We start from the raw sequence: 16556 nt of genomic DNA, 5'->3' as shown, positions 1-16556 counted from the left end.
AATTAAGCTGTTGTTAATGATATTTAGAAATGAAATGCAGGAGTTGATAAAATATGGCAGGAAGATGGTGGATGCCGGGCTTGTGCATTCCCATTTTGGCAATATCAGTAAGCGTGTTGGAGACCATATGCTAATAAGCACAACAGGGAGCATGCTTGATGAGCTCGAAGGGCAGATTATCTCTGTTCCAATAGACCCGGCAACGCCTGATGAATTGGATGTGATAGCATCCTCTGAGGTCAATGTCCACCGTACAATTTATAAACATACCTCTGCACTCGCAATTTTACATGGGCATTCAAAATACGCAGTGGTGCTCTCTATGCTTTATGGACCCTATGAGCAGATAGTACCCGAAGATTCCGAGAGTATCTATCTCCTGCATGAAATACCGGTTGTTAGTGGTGGTATAGGCTCAGAAGAGCTGGCAATCAATGCCGCATCGGCACTTCGGGATCATAAGGCTGTAATCGCACGTGGACACGGCACATTTGCCCGGGGTGCCACAGTGGACGAAGCTTTCGTGATTCTTAGTTCGGTTGAACACGCATGCGAGGTCAAATATCTGGTCGATATGGCACAGAGTAGTAATGATAGTAAAAGTAAACTATATAGAGTTAAATAAAATAAAAAGATGTTAATTAATTAAATATGGAAGTCAAGGAGGAATGAAGGATGTTTGAAGCTGAGATAGATGCAGGTGTATTAAAAGAATGCATAGAGGCGATAATTGCGGTGGTGGATGAAGGTAAGTTGAGAATATCAGCAGAGGGTTTAAATTTAAGAGCAGTAGACCCCTCTAACGTAGCTATGGTAACTTTTCAGTTGCAGAAAGATGCGTTCGATGATTATCAGTTCTCGAACGGAGAGGGAGATGGAGAGGGACTTGAGATAGGAATGGATTTCCAGAAGTTGCTTGGAATCTTAGGCATTGGAGGTAAAGAGCAGGTCCGGCTTTCGATTGATGAGCAAGCACAGAAGTTATATACGCGAATGGGCAGTCTTGCTTATACAGTGAACCTGCTGGAACCTTCATCGTTACGAAAAGAGCCGAAGGTGCCCGAGCTTGAGTTCCCGGTGCAGGTGGTTATGGATATAGAGGATTTCAGAAGGACAATACGTGCTGCTGAGAAGGTGGGTGAATATATATTGCTTGGTGTGGACGGCGATGAATTTTACATGGAGGTGGAGGGTGAGATGGATAAGTTACGTCTGGGCTTGAGGAAGGAGCAATTGATCCATCTGACACCTGGAACGCTTCATTCATTATTCACTCTGGACTATATTGCCGCGATGAGTAAGGGTATGAGTCATGCTGAGAATGTAACACTGAACCTGGGTAAGGATTATCCACTCCAGATAGATTTCGAGGTGGCAGACGGCAAGGGCAAAGTCAGTTATCTGCTGGCACCGCGAGTCGAATAGGGGTAAGGATAGGGATAAGGATATGGATAAGGCAATGGTGAAGCTGAAGATTGAGAACGATATACTTCATCACCACGAACCCGCATAAGGTAAAAGAGATAAGAGAGCTGGCTACTGATATTGATAGTGGTATCTCTATTCAGCATCTCAATTATGAGTATCCTGAGTTACAACTGGAAGAGATAGAAGAAGTGGCGATAACGAGTGCGAATTACATAAGGTGTGGGAAAGGGGCAAGGACAGGGATAAAGATAAAGACCCCGTTCTTCATCGAAGATTCCGGACTGTTCATTCACGCTTTGAATGGTTTCCCTGGTCCTTTCTCCGCGTTTGTATTCAAGAAGATAGGTAATGAGGGGATATTGACTTTGATGGCTGGTAAGAGGGATAGAGAGCGAAGAGCCACTTTTAAAACGGTCGTCGCGTTCTGTCAGTCCATCTCAGCGGAGCCGCGCATCTTCAGTGGTGTTGTAGAGGGGAGAATCGCAGATAGTGCGCGCGGTGAGGGAGGATTTGGGTTCGACCCCATATTTGAATACAGAGGAACGACATTTGCAGAAATGAGTACAGAGGAGAAGAATAAAGTATCACACAGAGGCAGAGCATTCAAGGAATTCCTGAATTACCTCTCTTAGTGCCGGGAAAAATATTTGCATATTATATAACACAGCTAACAATTACGAAAAATTAGAAAAATTTAAATATACCCTCAATCTCTATATATTTATTGATGCAGATATGAAGCGAGACAAAGGGCAGTGGCATCTTTCGCCTCTCTTCAATAATATGATCATGCCAAAGATGTCGCTCTTTCTACCCCATGATAAGAAGTTCTTCGAGCTCTTTGAAGCCCTTGCAGACAAGACAGTGGATGCCGCGGAACTTCTGGTCGAATTGAGCAATGACCTTTCTCTACTCTCCGAGATCAGCAGGCAGCTTGGAATTCTTGAAGAAGAAGCAGATTCAATCGTTCATGAGATAGTACGCGAGCTCTTCTTCGACCATACGCGGGTCACAGAGGAGAAAGGGGATATCCGTTACTTCGCTCATAACCTCGACAATGTGATAGACGGGATAGAGAAAGCAGTGAGAAGATTGACATTTACGCAAACACTGCCTGTGCCTGTGATTGAATTCGCACCTATTATATTGGAGGCGTCAAAGGAGATACGTACTGCAGTGCATTGCTTGCGTGACATGAAATGTGAAGAGGGGAGTTTAGAAGCATATTGCATAAGGATAAACGAACTGGAGAACGAAGCGGACGAGATAAACAGGAGATGGCTCAGGAAGTTGATGACCACGCCAACGAAGAGTTCGGACGAGGTCCTTGAGCGATTACTGCAGAAGGAGATCGTGGAGATTCTTGAGGATACAATGGACCAGTGTGAGGATGTGGCTAATATCCTGGAGACGTTCAGATTGAAAGGTGGAATCTGATCTGAGCCTGAGCTGAGCCCTGAGCCAGATGTCCGCTTCTCTCTTTCTTGTTATTATCATAATAGTGTTAGCGCTGTGCTATGACTTCCTGAACGGTGCAAATGACAGAGCGAATGCTATCGCCACAGTCACTGCCACGAAGGCACTTACACCACTGAACGCATTGATTCTCGCCAGTATATTCAACCTTGTGGGTGCATGCGTCTCTACAAAGGTAGCTGAGACCATAGGTAAAGGGATAGTCTTACCAGAGGGTATAACACTGGTTATTATTGCCGCTGGTATCACGGGTGCAGTGATATGGACATTTATCTGTACCACTTTTGGCATACCTATTAGCGTGAGTCATTCGCTTGTAGGCGGTCTCCTTGGTGCAGGCATCCTCGCAGGTGGTTTAGGGATAATAAATTGGCATATTCTTAATAATCGGGTATTTCTCGCAATCATTGTAGGACCCCTTGGCGGTTTTATCGCAGGTGCGATCCTTTTCTCCATCGTCAGCTGGGTACTCTTCCTTCTTTTCAGAGACATCCCGGATACCAGGACGGAGAGGGTATTCAAGAACCTGCAGATAGTATCCGCTTCTTTTATGGCGTTCAGTCATGGTATGAATGATGCACAGAATGCAATGGGTGTGATTACAATGGCACTCCTCGCAGGTGGTTTGATACCGCGATTCACAGTGCCTTTATGGGTAAAACTGAGTTGTGGTCTCATGATGGGTCTGGGGACTTTCTTCTTCGGATGGCGTGTAATGAAGACCCTGGGCTGGAAATTGACGAAGCTGGAACCGAAACATGGATTCTCTGCGGAGACTGGTGCGGCAGTCGCTGTGGTACTGATGAGCTTGAGAGGTATGCCTGCAAGCACGACCCATGTGATTGCTTCTTCGGTCATCGGTGGCACTTTCTTCCAGAGTCTACGCAGGATCAGATGGACGGAGGTGGAGAAGATGGTCATTGCCTGGGTGATTACCATCCCGCTGGCTGCAATACTCGGTGGTATTGCATATCTGTTCATGGACATATTTTTATGAGCGAGAAAAAACCATAAGTTATAAGACATTGCTTTGCCATCCTCTTATGCATGGTAGAGAAGAGCATAGAAGAGATAAACGAGAGAATCAGAGATGGCAGCGTTTGCGTGGTCACCGCCGATAGGATGAGTGAGATGGTGGAGGAGCTGGGTGCGGAGAAGGCAGCCAGGGAGGTAGATGTTGTGACTACCGGTACCTTTGGTCCTATGTGCTCCTCTGGTGTCTTTATCAATTTTGGACATGCGGACCCGCCGATAAAGATGCAGCGGGTATGGCTAAATGAAGTGGAAGCATATACCGGTATCGCGGCTGTTGACGCTTATTTAGGTGCCACGCAGTTATCAGAAGATAAAGGAGAGGAATACGGCGGTGGGCATGTAATAGAGGATTTAGCATCAGGTAAGCAGATAGAGATGCGGGCTACTGCCTATGGCACCGATTGTTATCCACGAAAGGAGATAGAGACTACACTTTCAATAGAAGACCTGAATCAGGCGATAATGGTAAATCCGAGAAACGCATCACAGCGTTATATCGCAGCAACGAACTCAACAGACCGCACTTTATATACTTATATGGGCACATTGCTACCAAATTATCGAAATGCAAACTATTCTGGTTCCGGTGCGCTCTCACCACTCATAAATGACCCTGAGTTTGAGACCATAGGTCCGGGTACGCGGATATTTCTATCTGGTGCGAGGGGCTATGTGGTGGGTGCGGGAACACAACATAACCCGCGTAAAGGCTTCGCTACACTTATGGTCACTGGTAACCTGAAGGATATGGAGCCGAAATTTCTGCGTGGAGCTACTTTCTTCGGGTATGGGGTGTCACTCTATGTAGGCATTGGGATTCCTATACCGATATTGAATGAGCGAATAGCGAAGAATACGGGGATAAGCGATGCGGAGATCAAGACGGAAGTGCAGGATTATGGGATTTGCAGACGAGACCGACCAGTGCTGAGTGAGGTGACGTATGAAGAATTGAAATCGGGGATGATAGAGATAGAAGGTAAGGAAGTGCCAACCTCTCCGCTATCCAGTTTCTACATGGCTGATCGAGTGGCGAAGGAGTTGAAGAGGCAGATAGAAACAGGTGAGTTCCTGCTCGCTCTGCCTTCCGAACGACTGCCCCGGGATACTCCCTTTAGACCGATGAAACAGACCAAAGAGCTACCACTTGTCAAGGATGTGATGATAAGGGAGGTAAAGACAATAAGTGAGAAGGCGACCATAGCAGATGCAGCAAAGCAGATAATGGATACGCAATTTACTCATATACCAGTGGTGACAGATGATGGGCGATTGAGCGGGATAGTAACAGCATGGGATATATCAACCGCAGTTGCACAGCGACATGAGGGTCTGGCAGAGATAATGACACGGAGAGTGATAACAACGGATGAGAATGAGCCACTGGAACTGGTGATCAGGAAGCTGGAGCGGTATAACATATCTGCATTGCCGGTTATAAATCGCGAGAGAAAGGTCATAGGTATGGTTACGAGTGATGAGATAAGTAAATTGATAGGAAAACGAAGGAGATGGGAGTGGAAACTGAGGATTTAAGAGGCATCATAGCTTAATCTCACTTATAACCTTCATGCTTGTAATTGCACCCACAATCAAACTTGTATAATAAGTGCTCAACCGCCATAGTAGTGTGAATATCCCCAGTAAAGGTGTGCCCACAAGCGTATGATAGAGATATGCGCTGCTCAGTTCTGAGATACCACTGCTACCCGGGCTTATAGGCATCGCAGCGATTATGATAAGTATGAATTGTGCCGCAATTGAGTATATCCAGATCGGGTCTGCACCCAGCCCGAGGAGCAGGAACGAAGGTATTGTGAATTCGATGAGCCAGAAAGCGATGGTGAGAATGAGAGCGAGTTTAATAGTCTTCTTCCCTTCTCGCTGGAACTTCTTATGCGCTTCATAAAAATTCTCCAGCTCCTGATAGAGTTTATCGCGTATCCGCTCCATTTTATGGACCTTTATCTTTGTGAATACCCAGTCAAAGAACCTCTTTAGCTTGTCAGGTCTGGTTATACCGTACACCATGAGCAATACGCCGAGGATGAGTATGATACCGATAGCAGTGAATATAACTGAATAGCGGGGTATTACAGTTCTGAAGAGCATAAAACTTATTGCACCACCAATCATACCGACCATGAAATCAAGTGACCGCTCACCGAAGACGATAGCTGTTCCATCACCTACTGTCAGTCCACTACGTCTCAGCAGATATATTCGCACTGGCTCGCCACCGAATTGAGAAGGGGTTATACATGCGGCAAAGAGGCTTGCCAGAATTATCTTCAGTGATTGTGACAATCTCAGATCACCCTCTGTATCTGTACCACTCAAGAAATCACTCATCAGCTTCATCCTGAAACTCCATACAACCCATGCAGAGATATGCATGGCGAGAGCAACGGCGATGAATAAGGGATTGACCTCTGATATCGCCTCAAAGGTCGCTGGTGTTAGCCGATAAGGGGAGAACAGGAGGATAAAAGCGAGAGCGAGGATGCTGATGGAGATAGAAGCAAACAGCAGTGTCCATTTACGGCTTCCGTTCACCATAAATGAAAGTAATGATCATGGAGTTTAAATTTTTTGTCCTTTTAAATAGCTTATATGCTTCCTCTAAGAGCACAATCAGCAAGAATAGCGAGATTAACACGAAGAAGATGTAGGATTGTTCAGCCCAGTAATCCCCAAAGGTAAGCAACAGCCCGAATTCATCCGCCACCAGTCCCAGGCCAGTGCCATAGATGCCTGCGGATACTTTCGTGATGATAGAGCGAGAGCCGTCATTGAGATGCCCGAGCCATCCGCCAATAGCGAGCAGTCCAATACCAAAGAAGAAATGATGTATTCGATAGCCTTTAACCCATAACTGGCATACCGGATTGATGTCGGCATTTAAAATAGCTACGAATAAGCGTGCGATGAGGAATGACATGATGAAGGATGAGAGGATAATAAAATGAATCTGGAGCTTCTTCGAGTTAGTTCTGTATTTGGAGTCCCGAAACATGGGGAATACAGCACTCAACATACCGAATAGGAGGATGCCATAGCCAAAGAATAGGAGGGTGGATTCATAACTCAGTCGCAATACCATAGCTGCATCGAGGAGATCAACGATGAATACCATTGGAAGGGTAAACCGGGATACTGCTTCTACCAATGCGGTAAGGATGAACACAGTGCAGAGCAATATGCTCATCTTAGCTAACCTGCGCTTTGTAAGATATGACAGGAATTCCATATGCACTCAAATCACCCCACCTCTTCCTTTACGCCAGGGTCAGGATTCGAACCTGAGCGTCCCGAGAGGGACAGTGACTCTCGAGGCCACCGCATTTGTCCACTCTGCCACCCTGGCTCTTAGCTCGTAGATCAATGCTAACTAACCTGTGTGACCATAACTAATTACTGGTACTGGTACTAATACTCATAGAATCCTTTACCCACTTTCCTGCCTGTCCATCCTGCATTTACCATCTGCGTCATGAGAACCGCGGGCTTGAATCGCTCCCAGCCAGTCTCATTATAAATCGTATTCAGAACCGCCACCACGATGTCTATGCCAATCAGGTCCAATAGCTGGAAAGGACCCTGTGGCCAGTTAAAGGACATCTTTAATACCTTGTCTATATCCTCGATAGATGCGAGTCCACTCTCGTACATCTTCACCGCTTCGTTCAATATGAGGCACATCATTCGACTGGTGACAAAGCCAGGTGAATCATTAACGATCACCGTCTCCTTACCCAGTGAGTTCAGAAATGTTAGAGTCTTATCCACCGTCTCCTCTGAGGTCATCAAAGATTTTACTACTTCCACACCTCGCATTACTGGTACAGGGTTCATAAAATGCATCCCAATCACCTTGTCAGGTCTCTTCGTCATGGCGCCAAGAGCGGTGATAGGGAATGTCGAGGTATTACTGCCAATAATCGTATGTGCAGGACATATCTGGTCAAGCTGTGTGAATATCCCGCGTTTCACTTCCATATCCTCATACACTGCTTCAATAACTATATCTGCATCCTTTGCACAATCCTCCAGGCTCGTTGAGCTGTGTATCGAATTCATAACTGCATCTGCATCCTCGCGTTTCAGATGCCCCTTCTTTACCAGCCTGGAAAGGCTATCTTTTATCTTTCCAAGCCCTCTTTCCAGAGATTCCGCATTTCTGCTCACAACAGAAGTCTCATAGCCTGACTGAGCGCATACCTGAACGATGCCACTGCCCATCACTCCAATTCCAATAACACAAACTCTCTTCCCATTCATGGTTCATGGTTCAACGATTTTGAAGACCGGGCAGACGTGTGCTCCACCGGAGAACTTATCTCCCTTATAGGTATACGTACCGCTCATCTTCACTCTCTTTCCTATCAATGCTTGCGAAGCCTGTTCAGGCTCCAGCTCAAGCCTGCCAATGACGTTAGGTCCTTCCTTCGTCTTCACCAGGCATGGTATATAAGGGGCTTCAAAACTCTCCGGCGCCACCCGGATGACAGTAAAGGTTAACAATTCCCCCTCGCCACTCAATTCTACACGCTCCATATCTCTGCCACTGCACCACTGGCAGACTGGCATAGGATGGCACGTTATTTTATTACATGAGAGGCACTTTAAACCCATCAATTTACCATTACTCAATGCTTCTTCATACTCTGCATAGCTTAATGGTATGTATTGCTTTGCCAACTCCTTCTCTATCTCCTCCTGAGTCTTACCTACACCTACCATCTTCTATTCATCTCCTATCTCTACCAAGTATCAGGTGACACAGGGTACCGAAGTCACCCCCCAGTGTATCAGTCATACCATATTCAGGAACAGGGTCAACCTGATTACCCTTTGCCGCCTCACCACGCATCTGCTTGACTATCCAGTAGACCTGAGATGCACCCGTCGCTCCTATCGGATGGCCTTTGCCTATCAACCCTCCGGACATGTTCGTTGGTATCTTTCCCCCTATATCTGTTTCACCATTCGCAGTCGCGTTTGCAGCTTCTCCCCACCCAAAGAAGCCCATGCACTCAAGTGCGATCAACTCGGCGATGGTGAAGCAATCATGAATCTCCAGAAGGTTTATATCCTTCGGCTCGAGCCTTGCATGTTTAAAAGCCATCCTTGCTGATTGTACTCTGGAGACAGGCTTTGTTATGTCTTCCATCTTTGATAGCGCACTGCCAGAAGCCTGACCTGTACCGAGGACATAGACCGGAGCATCGCTGTATCGCCTCGCATCCTCTGCGGCGCATAGCACAAGAGCCGCGGCACCATCAGAGAAAGGGCAGCAGTCGAGAAGAGTGAGTGGATCTGCTACCATCCTTGCATTCAGCACATCCTCTACCTTGAGTTCTCCCATCTTCTTATAAAACTGAGCTAATGGATTCAATGCACCGTGCTTGTGATTCTTCATCGAGACATACGCCATCTTCTCACGCAATTCATCCAGTGGAATACCATATTCTACAGCATAACGCCTCGCAGCCATCGCAAATACACCCGGAAATGTGAGCCCTACCGGACCTTCAGTGGGCGAATGGCAGCTCATTGCAAATGTTCTGGTGGCAAATGCAGTACCCATGGATAACGCCTTCTCCACACCCCCAGCAAGCACCATGTCAAAATCACCTGAAGCCACCCACATCACCGCATCCCGTATTGCAACCGAGGCTGATGCACATGCGCCCTCATACCGCGTTGCCGGTATTGGCCCCAGATTGAGCTCCGCGGCTGAGAAAGCAGCAGGCATTACCTGAGCTTCTTCAAAACCCGGTAACGCAGCACCCTGGAACAAAGCTTCAATTTCTTTGCCCGTGACACCTGCATCGTCCATCGCCTGCAATGCCGCTTCCGAGAATAGCTCCAGAGAACTCTTCGCCGCTCGCCCAAATTTCGTATGTCCTATTCCTATTATCGCTACATCTCTCATCTTACCTCTACTCTCTCTTTATTCAATGACCTTCGCACATAAAAAACATCGGTATCAACGAACATATAAAGGATAAAATTGAGGTGCGATAAGAATAAGATGGTAGAGGAGATAGAGGAGATTTTAATGAGGAAACGTGCGCTAATAAAGCGTTTAGAAGAGCGAAGAAGCATAAAGAGCGCGATAGGTGATGCGAAGGCAAGGGGTAAGAGACCGGTAATAGGGGAATTGAAGAGGAAGGGCTTGAAGGATGGTGAGATAATAGAAGCGGATGCCGCAGAGGCAGCGAGAGGAATAGAGGAAGGGGGTGCCTGTGCCGTCTCGGTACTAACCGAAGAAGCGTTCAGCGGTACTTTAGCCGACTTGAAAGCAGTAAAACTCGCTGTTTCGATACCTGTATTGAGGAAGGACTTCATATTCGATGAGTTTCAGATAATGGAGTCGTATGTTCACGGAGCGGATGCAATCCTGTTGATAGTGCGATTTCTAAGCGAGAGAAGGGTGATAGAGCTGGTGAAGAAGGCATCTTCATTCGGTCTGGAATGCCTTGTGGAGATAGATAGTACCTCAAAGGACAAACTCCTGGACCTGCGCGAGATTGAAAACAAATCCATATTGATCGGCATAAATAATCGTGATCTGGATACACTGGAAGTGAAACTCGAGACTTTTGAAGCGATTGCACCGGAGATCAAGCCAAAAATACCCGAGAGTGTGCCTCTAATTGCAATGAGTGGAATAGAGAGCAGCGAGGATGCCACGAGGATGTTTAATGCAGGTGCCGATGCCCTGCTTGTTGGTACCTCAATCATGCATGCCATCGATATAAAGGATAAGGTGCGAGAATTGGTTGGAGATTAGATTGGTGATGATGGATAGAATGGAGATAATGGAGATGCAAGTTAGGAATTTAATCACCTTCATCTTCAGATTGAGCTCAATCCTGTTGTGTTTCATGGTGGTGTGGAGCTCAACCTCTGCGTCTGCGGTTATGGTAAAGCAAAGAGAAAGAGTGGGAGCAGAAGCGGGCTTGACCGATTTTGACTTCAACGATGATGGATACATAAATCAGCATGACCTGGACATATTGAAGTCGCATTTTAACGAACAATATGCGGGCTATGTACCCTGGGATCTGAATGCGGATTTGAGATGTGACTATCGTGACTTTTACTATTTCGCCGACCATGTTCCACTGAATTACCGTTTTCAGGTAGCGGTAAATATCCCTGTCTGGAACCTGAGCAATTATACAATCGAACGTGGCATAGCACCTGCGCTCATACTCGGCGAGACCGTATATCCACAGAATCCCAATCGAGTTTTAGCATGGATAAGGCAGTGTACGAGTCTGGAACCACCAAAGAACAACTCAGCCATTTGTGTTCATTATGCACGAGACTTATGCCGGTTAGCATATAAAGAGCTGGGACCAAAGACGATAGCATGGGGCTCTTCAGGCATACACGCTTATGGGATGATATATACAGGAGGCGACTGGCGGGAATTGTCTAACTGGCGTATAATAGACCCTTATTTGGGGTTGTATAATACCATGGAGGATCGCTTAATCGGGCTGCATAATACCCGTACGATAGAAATACTGCTAGATAAAGGGCGTTATGGCTATTGGGCTATTCATCTGGATGTGGATTATAAGAATAACACAATCTATGATGCATATAAGGCGGAATACCGAATGAGGAAGTATAGAGAGCCATAGAATTATTAATTAAATAAATATGATTGACTGAATTACATACAATTAGATTTGATGATACCGATCTCAAAGCCAGAGATAGGCAAGGAGGAGATAGAAGCGGTAAAAGCGGTATTGGAATCCGGTATGCTGGCACAGGGTGCACTCGTGGAAGAGTTTGAGGATAGATTTGCATCTTTATTAGGCGTTGAGTATGCCATTGCGACAAATTCGGGTACTGCTGCACTCCATACCGCACTCGCCTCTGCGGGTATAAAAAGCGGTGACGAGGTGATAACAACCGCATTCTCTTTTTTCGCAACCGCCTCATGCGCACTCATGCAGGGAGCCAAGCCGGTATTCGTTGATATAGACCCGAGAACGTATAATATCAATCCAGAGAAGGTAGAGCGTGAGATATCAGAGCGAACGAAGGCGATAATACCCGTGCATCTGTATGGACAGCCGTGTGATATGAAGGAGCTCATGGAGATAGCAGAGGAGCATCAGCTTCTGGTGATTGAGGATGCGGCACAGGCACATGGCGCCATGTACAGAGGCAGGATGGTGGGTTCAATTGGCGATATAGGTGTCTTCAGTTTCTATTCCACGAAGAATATCATCACCGGTGAGGGTGGGATGATAACCACCAATGATGAGAAGATAGCGGAGAAGGCACGTATGATAAGGAATCATGGTCAGAAGGAGAGGTATATACATGAATGTCTGGGATATAACTATCGAATGACGGATATAGCCGCGGCTATTGGTCTCGTGCAGTTACAGAAGCTCGAGATATTCAATGCGCGACGGATAAGCAATGCGCAATATTACAATGAACGATTGAATCTCAGTGGACCTTACGTCGCACCCAGCGTCAAGCATGTCTTTCATCAATATACAATAAGAGTTAGAGCGAGGGATAGGTTCTTGCAGCATCTTGAAGACCATGGCATAGGATATGGAATATACTATCCGGTGCCCTTACCGAGACAGCCTGTATTCCACTCAGATACATATTGCCCAGAGGCGGAGACTGCCAGTGCTGAGGTGGTCTCCCTCCCGGTACATCCTGCTTTAAATAGAGATGATATAAAGAGGGTAGCGGAGGTTGTGAACCAGTATGAAGGGTGAAGTGAAGATAGGCAGGGGTTGTAATATCCATGACTGGGTCTCTCTGGGTGCAGAGGGGGATGGTAGAGTTGAGATAGGGGATAATGCATTGATAAGGAGTGGCACGGTTATATATGGGGATGTGGAGATAGGCAGGAATTTTAGGACGGGTCATAACGTTCTGATAAGGAGTAAGACAGTGATTGGCGATGATGTCCTTGTGGGAACAAACTCTGTAATTGATGGTAACTGTCGAATAGGAGACGATGTCAGTATTCAGACGAATGTGTATATAACGAAGGAGACGATAGTGGGGGATGGCGTATTCTTTGGACCATCGGTAGTCACACTGAACGATAAATATATGAGATATGGAGTGGAGTTGAAAGGACCGGTGATAAAGAGAGGTGCACGGATAGGTGCGAATTCAACAATTCTACCGGGTATTGTGATAGGCGAAGATGCGGTGGTTGGTGCAGGCTCAGTGGTGACGGAGGATGTTGCACCAGGTGTGGTAGTTGCAGGTAACCCTGCGAGGAGGCTAAAAGATGTATCAGCACTCGATAGATGAGATAGAGGATAAGATACGCAACAGAGAAGTGAAGATATCTGTAATCGGACTGGGCAGAGTGGGTCTGCCTTTAGCGGTAACACTCGCTGATTGTGGGTTCGATACCCTGGGGATAGATATAAATAATGAGCTGGTAGCGAAGCTGAACGAAGGAGTATCACCGTTTCCTGATGAACCCGGAGTGAGTGAGCTACTCAAGAGCACAGTGGAGAGTGGTAGATTTAAGGCGAGCACGGTGCTGGAAGAGCGGGATTTTAATATCGTTACGGTACCAACGTTGATAAAGGGCGATAAGCCGGATATAGAAGCTGTCTATGCGGTTGCAAATGCGATAAGAGCGCCACATGGTAAGGTATTCACCGTAGAGAGTACAGTTCCACCATTAACAACACAGCAATTTGGTGATATCATAGCCAGAAACACAGGTTATAAGCCGGGGGAGGACTTCGGGCTGGCATACTCACCTGAGAGGATTCAAGCGCCACAGGTGCTCCGGGATCTCAAGACATATCCTAAAATAGTGGGTGCCATAGATGATAAAAGCGCTTTCATCGTCGCTACTATCTATTCCTGCTTCGCACCTGATATAATCCGTGTGAGCAGCCCGGTAGTGGCGGAGATAGATAAGATAATGGAGAATGCCCACAGGGACCTCAATATAGCATTTGCAAACGAACTGGCGATGATATGTGAGGTTTACGGTGTGGATGTGTATGAGGTGATAAGAACGGCAAATTCTCAGCCGTATTGCAATATCCTTAATCCCGGACTGGTCGGAGGGCATTGTATCCCCATGGACCCCTACTATATAATAAGCGAGGTGGAGAAGCGAGGATACAGTCCAAACCTCATCAAGGAAGCCAGGCGAATAAACGAAGATATGGTCGAGCACGTTGTGAGCATGGTGGAAGGAGAAAGAGTGGCAATACTCGGCTTGAGTTTCAAGCAGGATGTAAGAGCATTTGAACACTCACATACACTGAAGTTGATAGATGCATTGAGGCGACATTCACATTCATACAGTATTGTTGTTCATGACCCATACTTGGGCAATGAAGATTTTGATTTCCCGGTGGAGCGCGATCTCTACACAGCGATTACAGGTGCTGATTGTCTTATACTGGCAACTGCTCATTCATATTATAAAAGTTTGGATTGGGGGCGTGTGAGAGAGTGCATGAGAGGTGATTTGATAGTGGATGTGCGGGGGCTCTTTGATATGGAAAGGGTAAAAAAGAGTGGTCTCAGATACAAAGGTATAGGAAGAGATGGATCTGCGAAGTGCGAAATATGACAGCTATCCGTAGAGGAATTTTCAAAATTCGGAGCAAATTTTACGGGTGAAGCAGAAGAAAGGAAAGCAGCCAGAATGCGAATACTTAAATTTTTATCTATGCGACGCTAATTTTTTGAATGGCTTGCTAACAGAGGGGAATGAAAATTAATCCATGTTATCTTCATGGATTGTGCGAATCAGATCATTGGTGATGATGACCTCTTTGAGGGAATGCTGAACGCTAAATGCGAGTGCGGTGTATCCACGTGAGAAAGGAGCGGGCTGGTAACTATGATGATCCGAGGGCGACGTTTGATAAAGAAAGATATCGCCTTTAAGAATCCTAATGTCGAGTTCATATCCTTCGGTCATCCCGTGTTCGAGGCTTTACTCGAATGGGCGAAGAGAAATTACTTTGCTAAATTACCGCGAGGAATTGTCTATCATCATTCGTGCCTTACAACCGCCACATACACGCTGGTATTCACAACTATCACACTGCGACCATACACTCGCACTCGCATTCTCGCTTGCACCGTGTTCAAATTCAAACTTGCACCTGTGCGCTCTTAACCTCTCCCATATCCTATCAAGCAGTAAACCTTCTTCACGCACATTGCCCATCCGAACGGGAATAAAAGGGCATGCCCATACATCACCGTTTGGCTTGATATACATCATCCCCTTATCCGCCAGGCAGCCGCCGACGAAACGCCCTAAGAACCCTATTAGTCGCCTGTTATGTACCCCTATCCCGCGACGTTGAAGTGTGTATGCCCAGTATTCGGGAGCCGCAATGGGAATTATTATCGCTCGTACCTCACGCTGCTTACGAAGTATCAGGTCCAGAAGTGCTCTAAAATCTTCTCGTCCGAGTGCATAGTCCTGTATTGCCTCGCCTCTGCCAATAGGGACGAAATTGTAGATGAAATAAGAATAAACACCTATCTCGTGCCATAATCTATAATTCGCTCAATCTCATCGAAATTGTGTCTGGTTGCCACGATATTCAGGTGTAAATAAATATTTTCAGCAACACAATTGTCTATACCCCTGATTACGGCATCATAAGCACCCTTAACGCCACGGATACCATCGTGTATCTTGGGATTCATTCCGTCCAGCCCTATTACTGCACCAACATTATATCTGCTCAGCAACTTTGCAACTTCTCTCGTTATCAGCGTTCCGTTTGTCGCTATATAGACAGTGAGCCTTTTAGATCGTGCATATGCAATCAGCTCAAAGAGATCGTTCCGTAACAGCGGCTCACCGCCCGTGAATACGAATGTTCGTATGCCCAATGCAGCGACCTGGTCTATCAATGCCTTACCTTCTTCTGTTGTTAATTCGTTATATGCTGCTTCCCCACCAGAAGCATGGCAGTGGATACACTTCAAGTTGCATCTGCCTGTCATCTCCCATACCACATGCGGATTCACACCGAAGCAGCAAATCTGTTTTGTTCCAGCACCCGCGTGCAGAATATTTTGTAACTGCGTCACCCAGCGTAGAAAAGCCAGGCTATTCCAGCCTGTGAGCCATGCATAAAGCATAATCATGACTGCTTGCTTCACTATCAAAAGTGGTGGATTATAGAACAGTTTCAGTCGCCTGAGCCTGAATTTTCGCATTTGACTAGCTTTGTTGGCTTCGCCTCACCGGTTGCGATGAGTATAATTTAGAATTAGGAAGGATAAAAAATAAAAGAAAAAGGAGTTTTAAGTTTTACTTCCTTCTTCGCTTCTTATTCGTATATATCACAATTGCCACACCAATACCAGCAACTGCAAATAGCAGCTCAAACCCGGGTGGCGTCAGTGTCGGAGTAGCAGTTGGCGTTGCTGTTGATGCTGATGCTGCTGTTGCCGTGGGAGCAGGTGTTGCCGCTGAGACTGCCATCGTGAATACGTGCGGCTTGTGACAGAGAGTGCAGTTCTGCGTGAGATAATTGGCATGACTCCCCGTTTCTATCTTCAATACCGTATCTTTTGTCTTTGGGTGACAGTCGCTGCATTCA

19 protein-coding genes and 1 tRNA gene are annotated in these 16556 nt (G+C 46.4%); 11 read left to right on the top strand and 9 right to left on the bottom strand.

Annotated elements, in window-relative coordinates; genetic code table 11:
* Positions 1-16: 16 nt before the first annotated feature.
* The 6 genes from J7J01_00650 (at position 17) to J7J01_00625 (ending at position 5475) form a co-directional block, all read left to right on the top strand.
* Positions 17-625, top strand: coding sequence for an aldolase (locus J7J01_00650; protein ID MCD6209400.1), 609 nt, complete (start codon positions 17-19; stop codon positions 623-625).
* A gap of 50 nt (positions 626-675) precedes the next feature.
* Positions 676-1425: a DNA polymerase sliding clamp gene (locus J7J01_00645; GenBank protein MCD6209399.1), complete on the top strand. Its 750-nt coding sequence runs from the start codon at positions 676-678 to the stop codon at positions 1423-1425.
* A 50-nt stretch (positions 1426-1475) separates the two neighbouring features.
* Complete coding sequence (locus J7J01_00640; GenBank protein MCD6209398.1) at positions 1476-2060, top strand: XTP/dITP diphosphatase; 585 nt, start codon at positions 1476-1478, stop codon at positions 2058-2060.
* Positions 2061-2163: 103 nt separating this feature from the next.
* Positions 2164-2865 (top strand): DUF47 family protein, encoded by a 702-nt coding sequence (locus J7J01_00635; GenBank protein ID MCD6209397.1) that lies wholly within the window; start codon positions 2164-2166, stop codon positions 2863-2865.
* A 28-nt stretch (positions 2866-2893) separates the two neighbouring features.
* A complete protein-coding gene (locus J7J01_00630; protein ID MCD6209396.1) occupies positions 2894-3901 on the top strand; it encodes an inorganic phosphate transporter in 1008 nt (335 codons plus the stop codon).
* Positions 3902-3951: 50 nt separating this feature from the next.
* A complete protein-coding gene (locus tag J7J01_00625) occupies positions 3952-5475 on the top strand; it encodes a homocysteine biosynthesis protein (protein ID MCD6209395.1) in 1524 nt (507 codons plus the stop codon).
* Between the two features lie 6 nt (positions 5476-5481).
* On the opposite strand, the gene J7J01_00620 is transcribed toward J7J01_00625, so the two are convergent.
* The 6 genes from J7J01_00620 to J7J01_00595 all read right to left on the bottom strand — a co-directional run bounded on the left by J7J01_00620 (position 5482) and on the right by J7J01_00595 (position 9877).
* A complete protein-coding gene (locus J7J01_00620) occupies positions 5482-6498 on the bottom strand; it encodes a flippase-like domain-containing protein (GenBank protein ID MCD6209394.1) in 1017 nt (338 codons plus the stop codon).
* Positions 6479-7195: a hypothetical protein gene (locus J7J01_00615; protein MCD6209393.1), complete on the bottom strand. Its 717-nt coding sequence runs from the start codon at positions 7193-7195 to the stop codon at positions 6479-6481. The genes J7J01_00620 and J7J01_00615 overlap by 20 nt, the downstream gene beginning before the upstream one ends.
* A gap of 25 nt (positions 7196-7220) precedes the next feature.
* Positions 7221-7306 (bottom strand) — tRNA-Ser (locus J7J01_00610).
* 62 nt (positions 7307-7368) lie between these two features.
* Positions 7369-8220 (bottom strand): 3-hydroxyacyl-CoA dehydrogenase family protein, encoded by an 852-nt coding sequence (locus J7J01_00605; GenBank protein ID MCD6209392.1) that lies wholly within the window; start codon positions 8218-8220, stop codon positions 7369-7371.
* 3 nt (positions 8221-8223) lie between these two features.
* Complete coding sequence (locus J7J01_00600; protein MCD6209391.1) at positions 8224-8682, bottom strand: OB-fold domain-containing protein; 459 nt, start codon at positions 8680-8682, stop codon at positions 8224-8226.
* Between the two features lie 7 nt (positions 8683-8689).
* The gene (locus J7J01_00595; GenBank protein MCD6209390.1) at positions 8690-9877 is read right to left on the bottom strand and encodes a hypothetical protein; all 1188 of its coding nucleotides are present in this window, start codon (positions 9875-9877) and stop codon (positions 8690-8692) included.
* A gap of 99 nt (positions 9878-9976) precedes the next feature.
* On the opposite strand from J7J01_00595, the gene J7J01_00590 reads away from it, so the two are divergent.
* Genes J7J01_00590 through J7J01_00570 form a run of 5 tightly spaced genes read left to right on the top strand, consistent with a single transcriptional unit; the run spans position 9977 to position 14554 of the window.
* Positions 9977-10738 (top strand): indole-3-glycerol-phosphate synthase, encoded by a 762-nt coding sequence (locus tag J7J01_00590; protein ID MCD6209389.1) that lies wholly within the window; start codon positions 9977-9979, stop codon positions 10736-10738.
* 7 nt (positions 10739-10745) lie between these two features.
* Complete coding sequence (locus J7J01_00585) at positions 10746-11600, top strand: hypothetical protein (protein MCD6209388.1); 855 nt, start codon at positions 10746-10748, stop codon at positions 11598-11600.
* 51 nt (positions 11601-11651) lie between these two features.
* Positions 11652-12710 (top strand): DegT/DnrJ/EryC1/StrS family aminotransferase, encoded by a 1059-nt coding sequence (locus J7J01_00580; GenBank protein MCD6209387.1) that lies wholly within the window; start codon positions 11652-11654, stop codon positions 12708-12710.
* Positions 12700-13260 (top strand): N-acetyltransferase, encoded by a 561-nt coding sequence (locus tag J7J01_00575; protein MCD6209386.1) that lies wholly within the window; start codon positions 12700-12702, stop codon positions 13258-13260. The genes J7J01_00580 and J7J01_00575 overlap by 11 nt, the downstream gene beginning before the upstream one ends.
* Positions 13238-14554 (top strand): nucleotide sugar dehydrogenase, encoded by a 1317-nt coding sequence (locus tag J7J01_00570; GenBank protein MCD6209385.1) that lies wholly within the window; start codon positions 13238-13240, stop codon positions 14552-14554. Before J7J01_00575 ends, J7J01_00570 begins: the two co-directional genes overlap by 23 nt.
* A 405-nt stretch (positions 14555-14959) precedes the next feature.
* Here the strand turns inward: J7J01_00570 and J7J01_00565 are convergent, their stop codons facing one another.
* The 3 genes from J7J01_00565 to J7J01_00555 all read right to left on the bottom strand — a co-directional run.
* Positions 14960-15217 (bottom strand): SPASM domain-containing protein, encoded by a 258-nt coding sequence (locus tag J7J01_00565; GenBank protein ID MCD6209384.1) that lies wholly within the window; start codon positions 15215-15217, stop codon positions 14960-14962.
* Positions 15218-15480: 263 nt separating this feature from the next.
* Positions 15481-16170, bottom strand: a complete 690-nt coding sequence (locus J7J01_00560) for a radical SAM protein (protein ID MCD6209383.1) — start codon at positions 16168-16170, stop codon at positions 15481-15483.
* A 94-nt stretch (positions 16171-16264) separates the two neighbouring features.
* The coding region (locus J7J01_00555; protein MCD6209382.1) for a hypothetical protein at positions 16265-16556 on the bottom strand (292 nt) is incomplete at its 5' end.

The organism is Methanophagales archaeon, from assembly GCA_021159465.1.
GTDB lineage: Archaea > Halobacteriota > Syntropharchaeia > Alkanophagales > Methanospirareceae > G60ANME1.
The sequence above is the reverse complement of the archived record's forward strand: the minus strand, read 5'-3'. Positions and strand labels throughout refer to the sequence as shown.

What these genes read in the sequence shown, in the direction of transcription:
- J7J01_00650 (MCD6209400.1), top strand. Translation starts at nt 17, where the DNA reads ATGATATTTAGAAATGAAATGCAGGAGTTGATAAAATATGGCAGGAAG.
- J7J01_00645 (MCD6209399.1), top strand. Translation starts at nt 676, where the DNA reads ATGTTTGAAGCTGAGATAGATGCAGGTGTATTAAAAGAATGCATAGAG.
- J7J01_00635 (MCD6209397.1), top strand. Translation starts at nt 2,164, where the DNA reads ATGAAGCGAGACAAAGGGCAGTGGCATCTTTCGCCTCTCTTCAATAAT.
- J7J01_00630 (MCD6209396.1), top strand. Translation starts at nt 2,894, where the DNA reads ATGTCCGCTTCTCTCTTTCTTGTTATTATCATAATAGTGTTAGCGCTG.
- J7J01_00625 (MCD6209395.1), top strand. Translation starts at nt 3,952, where the DNA reads ATGGTAGAGAAGAGCATAGAAGAGATAAACGAGAGAATCAGAGATGGC.
- J7J01_00620 (MCD6209394.1), bottom strand. Translation starts at nt 6,498, where the DNA reads ATGGTGAACGGAAGCCGTAAATGGACACTGCTGTTTGCTTCTATCTCC.
- J7J01_00605 (MCD6209392.1), bottom strand. Translation starts at nt 8,220, where the DNA reads ATGAATGGGAAGAGAGTTTGTGTTATTGGAATTGGAGTGATGGGCAGT.
- J7J01_00600 (MCD6209391.1), bottom strand. Translation starts at nt 8,682, where the DNA reads ATGGTAGGTGTAGGTAAGACTCAGGAGGAGATAGAGAAGGAGTTGGCA.
- J7J01_00595 (MCD6209390.1), bottom strand. Translation starts at nt 9,877, where the DNA reads ATGAGAGATGTAGCGATAATAGGAATAGGACATACGAAATTTGGGCGA.
- J7J01_00590 (MCD6209389.1), top strand. Translation starts at nt 9,977, where the DNA reads ATGGTAGAGGAGATAGAGGAGATTTTAATGAGGAAACGTGCGCTAATA.
- J7J01_00585 (MCD6209388.1), top strand. Translation starts at nt 10,746, where the DNA reads ATGATGGATAGAATGGAGATAATGGAGATGCAAGTTAGGAATTTAATC.
- J7J01_00580 (MCD6209387.1), top strand. Translation starts at nt 11,652, where the DNA reads ATGATACCGATCTCAAAGCCAGAGATAGGCAAGGAGGAGATAGAAGCG.
- J7J01_00575 (MCD6209386.1), top strand. Translation starts at nt 12,700, where the DNA reads ATGAAGGGTGAAGTGAAGATAGGCAGGGGTTGTAATATCCATGACTGG.
- J7J01_00570 (MCD6209385.1), top strand. Translation starts at nt 13,238, where the DNA reads ATGTATCAGCACTCGATAGATGAGATAGAGGATAAGATACGCAACAGA.
- J7J01_00565 (MCD6209384.1), bottom strand. Translation starts at nt 15,217, where the DNA reads ATGATGTATATCAAGCCAAACGGTGATGTATGGGCATGCCCTTTTATT.
- J7J01_00560 (MCD6209383.1), bottom strand. Translation starts at nt 16,170, where the DNA reads ATGCGAAAATTCAGGCTCAGGCGACTGAAACTGTTCTATAATCCACCA.